The 12,673-nt window shown below is 58.9% G+C and carries 15 protein-coding genes; 7 read left to right on the forward strand and 8 right to left on the reverse strand.

What is annotated here, in order from left to right; genetic code table 11:
• The first annotated feature begins 6 nt into the window (after nucleotides 1–6).
• A complete protein-coding gene (locus ACTYEO_RS09615) occupies nucleotides 7–747 on the forward strand; it encodes a peptidase (protein WP_449323523.1) in 741 nt (246 codons plus the stop codon).
• Nucleotides 748–838: 91 nt separating this feature from the next.
• On the opposite strand, the gene ACTYEO_RS09620 is transcribed toward ACTYEO_RS09615, so the two are convergent.
• Nucleotides 839–2,005, reverse strand: a complete 1,167-nt coding sequence (locus ACTYEO_RS09620) for an FAD-dependent oxidoreductase (protein ID WP_449323524.1) — start codon at nucleotides 2,003–2,005, stop codon at nucleotides 839–841.
• 98 nt (nucleotides 2,006–2,103) lie between these two features.
• Entirely contained in the window at nucleotides 2,104–2,526 is a 423-nt protein-coding gene (gene dksA, locus ACTYEO_RS09625) for an RNA polymerase-binding protein DksA (RefSeq protein WP_449323525.1), read from the reverse strand.
• A gap of 181 nt (nucleotides 2,527–2,707) precedes the next feature.
• Here dksA and ACTYEO_RS09630 point away from each other — a divergent pair, with 181 nt between their 5' ends.
• From ACTYEO_RS09630 to ACTYEO_RS09655, 6 genes are all read left to right on the forward strand, one after another.
• Nucleotides 2,708–3,550, forward strand: coding sequence for an AAA family ATPase (locus ACTYEO_RS09630; RefSeq protein WP_449323526.1), 843 nt, complete (start codon nucleotides 2,708–2,710; stop codon nucleotides 3,548–3,550).
• Between the two features lie 167 nt (nucleotides 3,551–3,717).
• On the forward strand, nucleotides 3,718–4,167 hold the full coding sequence (locus ACTYEO_RS09635) for an N-acetyltransferase family protein (RefSeq protein WP_449323527.1): 450 nt from the start codon (nucleotides 3,718–3,720) through the stop codon (nucleotides 4,165–4,167).
• Nucleotides 4,168–4,221: 54 nt separating this feature from the next.
• Complete coding sequence (locus tag ACTYEO_RS09640; protein ID WP_449323528.1) at nucleotides 4,222–5,544, forward strand: DUF2927 domain-containing protein; 1,323 nt, start codon at nucleotides 4,222–4,224, stop codon at nucleotides 5,542–5,544.
• A gap of 24 nt (nucleotides 5,545–5,568) precedes the next feature.
• On the forward strand, nucleotides 5,569–5,742 hold the full coding sequence (locus ACTYEO_RS09645) for a hypothetical protein (protein WP_449323529.1): 174 nt from the start codon (nucleotides 5,569–5,571) through the stop codon (nucleotides 5,740–5,742).
• A 13-nt stretch (nucleotides 5,743–5,755) separates the two neighbouring features.
• Complete coding sequence (locus tag ACTYEO_RS09650) at nucleotides 5,756–6,940, forward strand: vWA domain-containing protein (protein ID WP_449323530.1); 1,185 nt, start codon at nucleotides 5,756–5,758, stop codon at nucleotides 6,938–6,940.
• A gap of 39 nt (nucleotides 6,941–6,979) precedes the next feature.
• Nucleotides 6,980–7,675 carry a M48 family metallopeptidase gene (locus ACTYEO_RS09655; protein WP_449323531.1) on the forward strand — a complete coding sequence of 232 codons (696 nt, stop codon included), beginning with the start codon at nucleotides 6,980–6,982 and terminating at the stop codon, nucleotides 7,673–7,675.
• A gap of 84 nt (nucleotides 7,676–7,759) precedes the next feature.
• On the opposite strand, the gene ACTYEO_RS09660 is transcribed toward ACTYEO_RS09655, so the two are convergent.
• The 6 genes from ACTYEO_RS09660 to ACTYEO_RS09685 form a co-directional block, all read right to left on the reverse strand.
• On the reverse strand, nucleotides 7,760–8,305 hold the full coding sequence (locus tag ACTYEO_RS09660) for an RSP_2648 family PIN domain-containing protein (RefSeq protein ID WP_449323532.1): 546 nt from the start codon (nucleotides 8,303–8,305) through the stop codon (nucleotides 7,760–7,762).
• Nucleotides 8,302–9,510, reverse strand: a complete 1,209-nt coding sequence (locus tag ACTYEO_RS09665; RefSeq protein ID WP_449323533.1) for an RSP_2647 family RNA methyltransferase — start codon at nucleotides 9,508–9,510, stop codon at nucleotides 8,302–8,304. Before ACTYEO_RS09665 ends, ACTYEO_RS09660 begins: the two co-directional genes overlap by 4 nt.
• Before the next feature lie 38 nt (nucleotides 9,511–9,548).
• Complete coding sequence (locus tag ACTYEO_RS09670) at nucleotides 9,549–10,199, reverse strand: DUF6778 family protein (RefSeq protein ID WP_449323534.1); 651 nt, start codon at nucleotides 10,197–10,199, stop codon at nucleotides 9,549–9,551.
• A gap of 153 nt (nucleotides 10,200–10,352) precedes the next feature.
• Complete coding sequence (locus ACTYEO_RS09675) at nucleotides 10,353–10,553, reverse strand: RSP_7527 family protein (protein WP_449323535.1); 201 nt, start codon at nucleotides 10,551–10,553, stop codon at nucleotides 10,353–10,355.
• A gap of 144 nt (nucleotides 10,554–10,697) precedes the next feature.
• Nucleotides 10,698–11,522 (reverse strand): fumarylacetoacetate hydrolase family protein, encoded by an 825-nt coding sequence (locus ACTYEO_RS09680; protein WP_449323536.1) that lies wholly within the window; start codon nucleotides 11,520–11,522, stop codon nucleotides 10,698–10,700.
• A gap of 56 nt (nucleotides 11,523–11,578) precedes the next feature.
• Nucleotides 11,579–12,652, reverse strand: a complete 1,074-nt coding sequence (locus ACTYEO_RS09685; RefSeq protein ID WP_449323537.1) for a FliM/FliN family flagellar motor switch protein — start codon at nucleotides 12,650–12,652, stop codon at nucleotides 11,579–11,581.
• Nucleotides 12,653–12,673: the final 21 nt, after the last annotated feature.

Here is a 12,673-nt window from a genome sequence, read left to right on the forward strand (position 1 = left end):
AGTGATATGACCTATTGCGTTGGTCTCAAACTGGATAGCGGCTTGGTGATGATGTCTGACACCCGCACCAATGCGGGCGTGGATAATATCAGTGTTTTTCGCAAGATGTTTCTTTGGGAAGAGGAAGGCGAGCGCTCCATCACCTTGATGACGGCTGGCAATCTGGCAACAACCCAAGCCGTTGTAAGCCTGATCAATGAGCGCAGCCGCGCGGCGGATGAACGTGGCACCTTGTCGATCATGGAAGCGCCTTCGATGTTTCAGGTGGCCAAACTGCTTGGCGAAACCCTGCGCGAGGTGATCAAGAGCCAATCCGCCCCTGATGGCCCCGAGGCAGAGGCAACCTTTTCAGCGACCATGATCCTTGGCGGGCAGATCAAAGGCGGGGAGCCCTGCCTGTTCCTGATCTATCCCGAGGGGAATTTTGTGGAAGCCAGCGCGGATACGCCGTTTTTCCAGATTGGCGAGACGAAATATGGCAAGCCGATCCTTGTGCGCGCCTATGAGCCGGATATGAGTTTTGAGGATGCGGTGAAACTGCTGATGCTGAGCTTTGATTCCACCATCAAGGCCAATCTTTCCGTCGGGCTGCCGCTGGATTTGCACCTCTATAAACGCGAGACCTTCTCGCATGGACAGATCATCCGCATTGAAGGGGGCGATCCCTTCTATGAGATGATCTCGAGCGGCTGGGGCGAGGCGCTGCGCGATGCCTTCCAGAAGCTGCCCTCCTATCGGCTCGACTGAGCGCACGCGGAGTGATGCACGTTTTGCCGCCTCCGGCGGAAGTATTTTTCAAGCAAAGATGAATGAGCGCGGGGACCCGTTCGGGCTGGCGTCAGCCACGTGTGACGTCATGCCCGTAGAGCCATTCGAAACGATTGCTGGCGATATGGGGGGCCAAGCGGGCCGAGAGGCGCAGGGCGCTATGGGCTGCAAATCGGTAAGGACCCGGGCGCAGGTGGTAGTTTTCGGCGTTTCGGGACGCGGCCTCGACGATCCGTGCGCAGCGGGGACGGCGGGTTTGCTCAAACTGGGTGAGCGCTGCGGGTTGATTATCGGCTTGATCGAGGCATTGGGCGAGCACCCACGCATCTTCAAGCGCCATATTGGCCCCTTGGGCGAGGAAGGGCAGCGTTGGATGGGCCGCATCGCCAAGCAGCACGGCGTGACCATCCGCCCATGTTTTGGCAAGCGGGTGACGGTGAAGGCCCCAGAGATAGGTTTCTTCCACCTGATCCAGCAGGCTTCGAATCTCGGGGCAGAAATCCGTGAAGGCGCGGCGCAGATGGGCGGGATCATCGCGGTGGTTCCAGCCCTCGGATGCCCAATTATCCCGCTCCTCGACCGCGACGATATTCACGAGGCTGCCATCCTTGATCGGGTAGCGCACCAGATGCCGACCCGGCCCCATGAACACATGGGCCTCGGGGGCAAGATTTGTCTCGGCAGGTACTGTGGCACGCCATGCGACTTGGCCTGTGAAGAAGGGGCGGGATTTCGGGGCGAGCGCCGCGCGGGTTTTGGAATGAAGGCCATCTGCGCCGACCAGAAGGCCGATGGTTTCCGTTGTCCCATCCTCAAAAACAAGGGTCGCGCCGCCCTGCCCCGTCTCAACGGAGGTGACTGTGCGGCCAAGCTCGAATGTAACGCCAGCCGCTTTGGCCGCGTCGAGCAAGAGGGTGATGAGATCGGCGCGATGGATGAAATGATAGGGGCGGTCGGCGCGGGTGAGCGGGAGGTGGAAAACCGCCGCCCCTTTGCGGAAATCACGCAAGCGCACCGCCCTGCCGCGCATTGCGGCCTGCGCCACGGCATCGCCCAGACCCAAGGCTTTGAGCACGACAAACCCGTTGGGGCTGATTTGGATGCCTGCGCCGACCTCGGCGATCTCGGCGGCTTGTTCAATCACCCGCACCTGCGCGCCGCTTTGTGCAAGGGCAATGGATGCCGCCAGCCCGCCAATGCCTGCCCCCAAAATGGTGATCATGTCTCCGCTCAGCATCTCATATCCCCGATAACAAAAGGGCACCCTGAACGGATGCCCCTTAAGAAGTTCTGCCTGCCCGTAGCCGCGACCGATCATCGGCGCGGGCCAAAGGATCAATCGTCGCGATGGACCTTTTCACGGCGCTCGTGACGCTCTTGTGCTTCAAGGGTCATCGTCGCGATGGGGCGCGCGTCCAGACGCTTGAGCGAGATCGGATCGCCCGTTTTCTCGCAATAGCCGTATTCGCCCTCATCAATACGGCGCAGCGCCGAGTCGATCTTGGCAATCAATTTGCGCTGGCGGTCCCGAGTGCGCAATTCAAGTGCGCGGTCGGTTTCTTCGCTGGCCCGATCTGCCACGTCAGGGATATTTCTTGTCCCGTCCTGAAGGCCGACAACAGTGCCACGGCTTTCTTCAAGAAGGTCTTCTTTCCAAGCAGTTAGCTTGCGGCGGAAATATTCAAGTTGACGCTCGTTCATGAATGGTTCGTCCTCGGCGGGACGATAGTCGTCAGCAAGAAAGTTCTCGGCTTTCATGTCGTTCCCCTCATTGATGTCGGGTGAACCCTGCAGGTCTGATACATGCCTGCAACCCGTCATTCGCGCCTCGCTTACAGCAAGCTGCGGGCCTTGTCACGTGCAGAGTGCCCCTATATTGCCTATGGACGTTCTGCGCGTCACGATAGAGTTAAAACAGGTCAAAACTTCGGGAGTTGCCATGAAATTCGACGGAACCGCCGACTATGTCGCAACCGAGGATTTGACCGTTGCGGTCAATGCCGCCGTCACCCTTGAGCGCCCCCTTTTGGTCAAGGGTGAGCCCGGAACCGGCAAAACCGAATTGGCGCGGCAAGTCTCGAAATCCTTGGGGCTTCCGATCATCGAATGGCATATCAAATCCACCACGCGCGCGCAGCAGGGCCTTTATGAATATGATGCCGTCAGCCGTTTGCGCGACAGCCAATTGGGCGATGAGCGCGTCAATGATGTGAAGAATTACATCAAACAGGGCAAGCTCTGGCAGGCCTTTGAGCAGCAGGGCAAATGCGTGTTGCTGATCGATGAGATCGACAAGGCCGATATCGAGTTTCCCAATGATCTGTTGCAGGAACTCGACCGGATGGAGTTCTTTGTCTATGAGACAGGCGAGACCGTCCGCGCCACCACCCGCCCGATCATCATCATCACATCGAATAACGAAAAAGAGCTGCCCGATGCCTTTCTGCGGCGCTGCTTTTTCCACTATATCCGCTTTCCCGAAATGGATGTGATGAAGAAGATCGTCGAGGTCCATCACCCTGATATCAAAGCCGATTTGCTGACCACAGCGCTCACGCAATTCTACGAGATCCGCGAGCAACAAGGGTTGAAGAAGAAGCCCTCGACCTCGGAGGTGCTGGATTGGCTGAAGCTGCTTCTGGCCGAAGATCTTTCGCCTGAGGATTTGCAAAAAGATGCCGAGAATGCGCTTCCGAAACTGCATGGCGCGCTGTTGAAGAACGAACAGGATGTGGCGTTGTTCGAGCGCCTCGCCTTTCTGGCACGCCGCCAAGGGCGTTAGCGCAAGGCAGGGGCAAGGGCCCCGCCGCCCCTGCGCGCTTTGCACACTGGCCCTCGAAAAAGGCCAAAGGCGCGATCAAATGCTTTACATGGGGCGGAATAAACTGCATTTTCTGGGCTAACTGGCACCCAGAGGCCAGGCTCTATTGGCCAGATCGAGGCAGGCCCATGACACCGGATTTTCGCATCCGCCCACTTGAGTTGGACGATATGGCGCTATGGGAACCGCTTTGGCGGGAGTATTTGTCATTCTACAAAGCCAATCTGAGCGACGCCCAAATCGCCCTGACATTTTCACGCTATTGCGACCCTGATCGCCAAGATATGAAGGCTTGGGTCGCTGTTGAGGGCGGAGAAATCCTTGGTCTATGCCATGTGATTATCCATTCGCATGGCTGGCATGAGGCCCCTGTCACCTATTTGCAGGATTTGTTTACAGCCCAAGCCGCCCGTGGGCGCGGTGTTGCGCGGGGCTTGATCACCACAATTTATGAGGATGCCGATAAAGCGGGCAGACCTTCGGTTTACTGGATGACGCAAGAGGGCAATGCCACTGCGCGCGCACTGTATGACCGGATCGCGGTCAAGACCGAATTCATTAAATATGCGAGAGGCTGAGTAGTGTTAGTTCGTATTGTTTCCCTGTTATCTCTCATGGCTCTTGGCGCCTGTATGCCAAGCGCGCAAATCTCGGATGTGGCGGAACGCAGGGTCGTGGCCCTGCCCGATATCATGCCAAGCATGGCCAGTTTTGGCGCGCCCAACCCAACGCCGCCCTCCCGCTCAAATATCGCGATTGCCGAGGATATCCTTGACCTCAGCTTTGCTATGGAGACGGGCCGCCAACTCGAGACGATCTCGCGTTTTGAGGGGCCGATCAGCGTGACCATTGCCCCCGGAGCACCGGAAAACCTGTCGATTGATCTGGGGCGCCTGCTGGGGCGCATGCGCCGCGAAGCACGGATCGATATCTCGCAAGTTCCTTTTTCCTCCGAGCAAAATGCCTCGGTCACAATCGAGACATTGCCGCGCGCAAGGATGCAGCGCGTGGTACCCCAAGCGGCCTGTTTCGTGGTGCCGCGTATCTCCAGTTGGTCGGAATTCCGCAGCCAGCGCGGACAGCGCAGTCTGGATTGGACCACCTTGCAAACCCGCGAGCGGGTTGCGGTTTTCATTCCCAATGATGTCAGCCCGCAAGAAATGCGCGATTGCCTGCATGAGGAAGTCAGCCAAGCCATCGGCCCCCTCAATGACCTCTACCGCCTGCCCGATAGCGTCTTTAATGACGACAATTTCAATGCAGTTCTGACGGGTTTCGATATGCTGGTTCTCAGGGTGTATAACTCGGACAGCCTGCGCTCGGGCATGACCCGAGGCGAGGTTGCTGCCGCCCTTCCAAACCTGCTGGCACGCTTCAACCCCAATGGTGCAGGCCGTGACGGCGGCCCGAGCAGCGATACCCCCCGCGCATGGATCGACGCGATTGAAACGGCGCTTGGGGGCACTGCAAATGGCGCGCGCCGCATTGCCGCAGCACAACGCGCCGTCAGCATTGCCACGGAAGCGGGCTGGAACGACAACCGCACAGCCTTTGGCTATTTCGTGCTGGGACGGCTGAGTTTGGCCCGCGATGCCGAGGCCTCTTTCACCGCGTTCCAAAGTGCCTCGCGCATCTATTCCCAGCTTGATCCGCAATCGGTGCAACTGGCCCATGTGCGCATGCAATTGGCAGCCTTCGCGCTAAGCAATGGCGATGCCGAGGCCGCCTTGCAACTGACGGGGCTGGCCACGCCCGTTGCGCGCCGCGCCGAGAATGCGGCCCTATTGTCGACCTTGTTGATGATGCGGGCCGAAGCCTTGGCGTTGTCGGGACGCGCCTCGGAGGCGCGAACTGTGCGGCTCGACTCTCTCGCTTGGGGTCGCTATGGGTTCGGCCGAGAGGCTGCGGTTGAAGAACGCTTGACCGAGATCGCCTCTCTCGCACCCGCTATCTGACACCGCCTTAGGCAGAGGTTTTCCATGATCCCCCTTCCCGCACTTATCGGTCTTGTCGCAGGGCTGGCCCTCGGCCTGTTCACCGCCTATCGCAAAAAGGGCAATAAGCTCGACCTGCTGCATTATTCGGTTGTGATGGGGCTGATCGGCCTGACCTTGGGCTATTTCATCATGCTTGTGGTTCCCGCGCCTGCGTGACAGGTTTGGAACTATGTTCCTGCCGTTTTTCGAAACCCTGCGATCTGCCAAAATTCCCGTAAGCCTGCGGGAATATCTGGCTTTTCTGGAAGGGGTTTCAAAGGGTCTGGTGACCTATGATCTTGACGGGTTCTATTACCTTGCCCGCACCGCGATGGTGAAGGATGAACGCCATCTGGACCGCTTTGACCGCGCCTTTGCCCATGCCTTCGCGGGGCTTGAGAAAATCACCCCCGAGCACGTGCTGGAAGCGGCAGAAATCCCGCAGGACTGGCTGGAGAAACTGGCCGAGAAATTCCTATCCGAGGAAGAACGCGCCGAGATCGACGCGCTTGGCGGGTTTGACAAGCTGATGGAGACTTTGCGCGAAAGGCTCAAGGAACAAGACAGCCGCCACCAAGGGGGCAATAAATGGATCGGCACGGCGGGCACCTCGCCCTTCGGGGCCTTTGGCTTCAACCCTGAAGGGGTGCGCATCGGCCAGAATGGCAGCCGCCACCAGCGCGCAGTCAAGGTTTGGGACAAGCGTGATTTCAAGAACCTTGATGGCGATGTCGAGCTTGGCACCCGCAATATCAAGGTCGCGCTCAAGCGGCTGCGCCAATGGGCGCGCGACGGGGCGGAAGAGGAACTGGACCTTGACGGCACGATCCGCGCCACCGCTGAGCAAGGCTATCTTGATGTCAAAACGCGGCCCGAAAGACGCAATGCCGTCAAAGTGCTGCTGTTTCTCGATGTCGGTGGCTCGATGGACCCGCATATCAAACTGGTCGAGGAATTGTTCTCGGCGGCGCGGGCGGAATTCAAACATCTTGAGCATTATTATTTCCACAATTGCCTCTATGAAGCCGTGTGGCGCGACAATAAACGCCGCTGGACCGAGCAAATCCCGACATGGGAGGTGCTCAATACCTATGGCTCTGATTACAAATGCATTTTCGTGGGCGATGCCTCAATGAGCCCCTATGAGATCGCGGTGCCAGGCGGTGCAAACGAGCATTGGAACGAGGAAGCGGGGCAGGTCTGGCTGGATCGGGCGCGTGCCAAATGGCCCAATCATCTCTGGATCAATCCGCTGCCCGAACGGCATTGGCCCTATACGCAATCGGTCGGGATGATCTCGAAGATTTTCGAGGGGCAGATGGTGCCGATGACGCTGGAAGGGATTGATCGGGGCATGCGGGAATTGGGGCGGTAAGCTATTGCCGCACCCCCTTCCCCGCCCCATATCACCTTTATGTTAAAACTTACCCCAATCCTTCTGGCCATCGGCTATGCGCTGGTGATGTATCAATTCTCAAGCTGGCGGCTCAAGCGCGAGCTGGATGAGAAATCGAGCGAATTGGCTGATCCGCGCCTGAAAGCCCTGACAGACCGCATGGCCGAGGCTTTGGAGATCGAGCGTATCCGCGTGCATCTCTATGAGGTTGATCCCGTCAATGGTTTGGCAGCCCCTGACGGGCGGATTTTCCTGACGCGCGGATTTTACAACAAATACCGCGCCGGCGAGGTGACGGATGAGGAATTGGCCAGCGTGATCGCGCATGAATTGGGTCATGTTGCTTTGGGCCATGCGCGGCGCAGGATGATTGATTTTTCGGGGCAGAATGCAATCCGAATTGCATTGGCCAGCCTGCTTGGGCGGTTGATCCCAATCGCGGCAATCGGCATCTGGATTGCCAATGGTCTGACAGGGCTGATTGCAGCACGTCTGTCGCGGCAGGATGAATACGAGGCAGATGCCTATGCCTCGGCGCTTCTGGTCAAGGCAGGGATCGGCACTGCGCCGCAGATCTCGCTTTTTCGCAAATTGGAAGATCTGACAGGAATGGGAGGGCGCGGCGCGCCTGCTTGGCTGATGAGCCACCCCAAAACATCTGACCGTATCCGCGCGATCGAAGCGATGGAGACCCGCTGGCAGCAGCAGGACTAGGACGCGCGCTTCAAGGGGGCGCTGCCCCCGCCGCGCACTGACGCGCGCGCCTCCCCAGAAGTATTTTTCAAGCAAAGATAGAGCTTAACTGTCCAACGCTTTGCCAAGCCGTGGCAGGCGCGCGCGTTTCATAAGGGCGCGCAAGCTCATGGTTTGGCCTGCAAGGCTTTCGAAGCGGTGATGGACCGAGCGGGTGATCTGCTCGATCTTGGCGGGGTGATCCATCCAGAGACCGTAGAGATAGGCATCAGGGTGCAGCGCTTGCAGCGCATGGCCTTCCAATTCACGGCGCGGGAAATCCTTGAGGTTCAGGGTCAGAATTGCCTCGGCCCCACCTGCGATTGCGCTTGCCAGAACATGGATATCATTGGGGTCGGGCAGCCAAAGCTGCGCCTCGAGCGCGGGGGCATATGCGATCTCGGCCTCAGGGTAGGCGGCGCGCAGCATGGCTATTTCGCCGCGCGCGATGGTCTCATCGCCAGCGCCGCCATTTTTGAGGGCCGCGCGCGCCCATTCCTCGAAGATACGCGCAGACCAGATCGGGGTGATCAGGCCCGCACCTGCCGCGCCCATGACGATCTCGCGCAGGACGGTTGGATAGAGGGTGCAGGCATCAAGGCAGAGCTTCACGGCAGCAGCCGGAATGCCAATACCTTGAGATATCCGGTTTCGGTCAAGGCGGGATGTTGGGGATGATCGGCACCTGCAAAGCCCGTATAGAGCAAGCGCGGCTCGCGCCCTGCTTTGCCGATCCCACGCAAACAGGCCGCGCGGAATTTGCCAAGATCGGCCGCATGCGAGCAGGAACACAAGATCAATGTGCCCCCCTCGCCGACCAATGTGGCCGCGTGCCGCGCGATGCGTTCATAGGCGCGCAGGCCTTGCTCGAGCGCGTTTTTGCTCGGCGCAAAAGCGGGCGGGTCTGCGATCACGAGATCGAAGCTTTCCCCCTCGGTGGCCAAAGCCTCGAGCGTGGAGAAAGCATCCCCTTGGCGGGTGGCGAAACGATCCGACACGCCCATGGCTTGCGCGCCTTGTGCGGCGAGGTCGAGCGCTGGCTTTGAGGCATCAATCGCCAAGGCGCTTTGCGCACCCGCCGCGAGGCTGGCCAAGGCAAAACCGCCGACATGGGAGAAAACATCGAGCACTTTCGCGTCTTTGGCCATGGAGGCTGCGAAGGCATGATTGGGGCGTTGATCGTAGAAGAGGCCCGTTTTCTGCCCGCCCATAATATCGGCCATATAGGTCGCGTCATTCATCATCACAGGGATGGCGGCCTCAGGTGCGCTGCCGGTCAAAACGACCATCTCTTCGGACAAACCTTCGGCGGCACGGGCGCGGCTGGTGCCATTCTTGATCAAGGTGGTGCAGCCTGTCAGATCAAGCAGCACGTCCGCGATACTCTCCAGCCTGTCTTCCAGCCAGATCGCATTGGGTTGCATCACCAGAGTGTCGCCAAAGCGGTCAACGATCAGGCCAGGCAAGGCATCGCCTTCAGCATGGATGAGGCGGTAGAAGGGCGCGGCGAACAGTGTGTCGCGCAGGGCGAGTGCGGTCCCGATTTTGGCACGGAACCATGCCGCATCGATCACGGCAGCAGGGTCGCGGTCGAGCAGGCGCAAGGCGATCTTGGCCTCAACGGTGGCCACTCCGAGCCCGAGCGGATTGCGCTCGTTATCCTCGAGAACGGCCAAAGCCCCCGCAGGAATATTGCGGGAGCGGCGATCAAGCACGAGATCGTCAGACCATGCCCAAGGATGGCCAAACCGGATACGGCGGGCATCGGCTTTGGGTTTCAGGCGAAGGGCGGGCAAATCTTGAAGGGGCGTTGTCATACGCCCCCTCTACTCTGGTTTTGAGCTTTCGGAAAGGGTCAGTAGGTCATGCCCGAATGTTGGATCGGCAGGGCGAATTCCTCGCGCGCCCAATCCCGCAGACGGGCCTGAATACGTTCTCTCTGGCCAATGCCACGCGCTTCCGAGTCAACCGCTTCCTGACCACCCAATGCGCGGAATGTCAGATCACGCGGCTCAGGTCCCAAGATCGGCGCGCCTGTTGCGGCATCAAAGACCGTGAATTGGAACTGGATTTCGTGCTCGCCGCCAAAGCTGTAGCGCACGCGTTGCGTTTGAGCGTGAAATTCTTCCACATCAAGCTGAACGATCACCTCGCGCTCGCCCTGCAACATCGGCATAAGCTCTTGGAGCGGATGCATCATCACATCTGCAACTTGCTGGTGACGGTTTCCCAAAGGATCCTCGCGCCAGACGATATCAGCGCGCGGCTTGAAGGAATTGGCTTCCGATACGCTCAGCGTTTGGGGAACATTCACATTGATCTGTGCAACCGTCCAATCAGGCATAACAGGACGTTCTGCAGTCTCCGCCTCTGCGGAGGGCATTTGCAGCAGAGCGGCCGTGCTCAGATCAGTTGGCGCGTTTCGCATCACCGGACCTGGGGTCGCACATGCCGACACGGCCAGAGACATACCCAAAAGGATCGCGGAAAGAATGAATCTTTGCATTTTCTTTATCCTATATCGAACACGTTTCCCCATCACGGGCATGCGTTGATACGGTCAAAGATGCAGTTTCAATTTGTCTCAAATGAGAAAGCCCCGGCGCATTGCCGGGGCCATTTCGTGCTTTTCTACCGTCAGAATTGAGGCAGAAAAGGGTCAGCTGGTTGCAAGACCACCTGTGGTTTTGGCCGAACGCAGACCAACGTGCAGGCGTGTAGCCAACGATGTCAGGCCGTCGCGCAGGCGTGTTACCATCCATGTGATGCCATAGCGAAGGGCTTCACCACGCATTGCGCGGGCGCGATCTTCGATTTCGCGGAGGTCGTATTGGATGTGATAGAGTTCGTGAGCCGACATAATCTTTATCCTCTTTCTGCCTTGCAGCGAAAATACTCGGGCATTCATCATGCCCCTCTGCAATGCAGCATATATGTCAGCAAGCATGTCCTACAATTCTCAATTCGGAACGCCCGCCATGCGCCACGCGCATAGCTTGCAGGTTTAGCCCGCCACGATCTGGAAGCGTTGCTCGCCCAAAGGGCCAACCGAACAGGACACTTCATCGCCAACTTGAAGGAATTGCGGCGGCTTCATTCCTGCGGCAACACCTGCGGGCGTGCCCGTTGCGATGACATCGCCCACTTCCAGCGTGAAGAATTCGCTCAGATGGGCGATTAGGGCCGCGACCGAGAAAATCATCATGCCGGTATTGGAGCTTTGCCGAAGATCGCCATTCACCGACAGACGCAAATCAAGCGCTTGCGGGTCACCCAATTCATCGGCGGTGACCAGATATGGCCCCATCGGGCCGAAGGTGTCGCAGCTTTTGCCCTTGGTCCATTGTCCGCCACGTTGCTTCTGGAACACGCGCTCGGTCATATCATTGAAGGTCATATAGCCCGCCACATGCGACAGCGCCTCGGCTTCGGAGACATGTTTGGCGGCTTTGCCAATGACGACTGCAAGCTCGATCTCGTAGTCGACCGATTGCCCGCCTTTGGGGTAGATCACGGGATCATTCGGGCCTTGCAAGGAGGAGGTCGCCTTCATGAAAATCAACGGCTCCTCAGGCACTTCGCCGCCCATCTCGCTGGCATGTTCTTTGTAATTGCGCCCGATACAAACCACTTTGCCGGGCCGCGCGATCGGCATGCCGAGGCGCGGGTTGCCCGTGACCACGGGGCCATCGGCGTTCAGCGCGGTGAGATCGGACAGAACATCCCCGCCGAGATCGGAAATCTGCCCCGATAGATCGCGCAGCTGACCGCTTTCATCCAGAACGCCAGGCTTTTCGGCTCCTTTTTCACCGTATCGGACAAATCTCATAACATGGCACTCCTGAATTATGGTTGGCGCCAGCTAGGAGCTTGGGAGGTTTGAGGTCAAGGGGATGCAGCTTCCGATGCGGCAGCCGCGCTTTCGGGTGACGGTATATCCGCCATCGGCGGTGGCGGCGGTGCAGTGGGAGGTTGAGGGTCTGCCCCCTCAGCCATGGCCTTTGGCGCATTTGGCGTGGCGCGAGGTTCATCATCGCGTTTGCGCAAGCCCGAGCCTGCAACACGCACCGCCCGCATACCTGCCCTTTGGCCCAAACGCCCTGTCAAAGCTGCGCGGCCCGATACATCCTCAAACCTGATCGCATCCAAACCTGATGGGAGAACGGGCAGCACATCGCCCGCCTGAAGCCCCTCCAACTGCGCCAAGGGGATCATGCGGCGATACAGGATTGCATCAAGATCAATCTCCACCTGCCCCAAGACGCGATGCCACGCGTCGCGCCAATTGCCCTGAACCGTTTCGCCCACGCCTTGCGAGGCTTCCTGTGCAGGCATGTGTAAGGCAGGCAGGGCAAAGACCAACTCCCCCTGTTTGACATTGCCACCAAGCGACACGCCCACCCGCCAGATGTGATAATCCCCCTCATCCATCGCAAGGGAGACGCGGTTTCGATCCTCCATCGTGGCGCCCACATGCAGGCGCGCAGGCCAGATCGCGGGCGCAACAGGCATCAGTTCTACCGAGAGCGCGCCCAAAAGAAGGTCAAGAAAATCGCGTGACAGGACCGTATCGATCTTGGTCACACGGCGCACGGGGCCGACCACAGTATCAACGCGGCCTGTTGTTTGCACCTCGATCAAGCCATCCAGAAAGGATTGCGACAGCGCCATAATGCCCTTTTGCTGCGTATTCTCTGCATCAAGAAGGCATAAAAACCCTGCCTCGGGCAGCGCCTCCTCCACGCGGTCCAGCCCTGTGAACCAATCAAATACGGGCGGTTCGCAATCAGGGTCCAGCCCCGCAAAAGCCTCGCCCGCGCGGGAGATGGCGCGGGCCAATGCGCGGGAGACGGATTTGGCCGTGTGTGCAGGAGGGGCCGCATCCGTGCCAAGCGCCGCCATCTGCGGCTTGGGCGGCTTTGTCATGGCCAGCAGGATGTCACGATGAGCAAGCGGCATTCACGCCCTCAGATTTGGGTT

This window comes from Rhodophyticola sp. SM2404 (genome assembly GCF_053570515.1).

Excerpts from the sequence above, each read along its gene's own strand:
- dksA (WP_449323525.1), bottom strand. The coding sequence starts at position 2,526 with ATGAAAGCCGAGAACTTTCTTGCTGACGACTATCGTCCCGCCGAGGAC.
- ACTYEO_RS09630 (WP_449323526.1), top strand. The coding sequence starts at position 2,708 with ATGAAATTCGACGGAACCGCCGACTATGTCGCAACCGAGGATTTGACC.
- ACTYEO_RS09620 (WP_449323524.1), bottom strand. The coding sequence starts at position 2,005 with ATGCTGAGCGGAGACATGATCACCATTTTGGGGGCAGGCATTGGCGGG.
- ACTYEO_RS09645 (WP_449323529.1), top strand. The coding sequence starts at position 5,569 with ATGATCCCCCTTCCCGCACTTATCGGTCTTGTCGCAGGGCTGGCCCTC.
- ACTYEO_RS09615 (WP_449323523.1), top strand. The coding sequence starts at position 7 with ATGACCTATTGCGTTGGTCTCAAACTGGATAGCGGCTTGGTGATGATG.
- ACTYEO_RS09680 (WP_449323536.1), bottom strand. The coding sequence starts at position 11,522 with ATGAGATTTGTCCGATACGGTGAAAAAGGAGCCGAAAAGCCTGGCGTT.
- ACTYEO_RS09635 (WP_449323527.1), top strand. The coding sequence starts at position 3,718 with ATGACACCGGATTTTCGCATCCGCCCACTTGAGTTGGACGATATGGCG.
- ACTYEO_RS09685 (WP_449323537.1), bottom strand. The coding sequence starts at position 12,652 with ATGCCGCTTGCTCATCGTGACATCCTGCTGGCCATGACAAAGCCGCCC.
- ACTYEO_RS09640 (WP_449323528.1), top strand. The coding sequence starts at position 4,222 with ATGCCAAGCGCGCAAATCTCGGATGTGGCGGAACGCAGGGTCGTGGCC.
- ACTYEO_RS09670 (WP_449323534.1), bottom strand. The coding sequence starts at position 10,199 with ATGCAAAGATTCATTCTTTCCGCGATCCTTTTGGGTATGTCTCTGGCC.
- ACTYEO_RS09675 (WP_449323535.1), bottom strand. The coding sequence starts at position 10,553 with ATGTCGGCTCACGAACTCTATCACATCCAATACGACCTCCGCGAAATC.
- ACTYEO_RS09655 (WP_449323531.1), top strand. The coding sequence starts at position 6,980 with ATGTTAAAACTTACCCCAATCCTTCTGGCCATCGGCTATGCGCTGGTG.
- ACTYEO_RS09650 (WP_449323530.1), top strand. The coding sequence starts at position 5,756 with ATGTTCCTGCCGTTTTTCGAAACCCTGCGATCTGCCAAAATTCCCGTA.
- ACTYEO_RS09665 (WP_449323533.1), bottom strand. The coding sequence starts at position 9,510 with ATGACAACGCCCCTTCAAGATTTGCCCGCCCTTCGCCTGAAACCCAAA.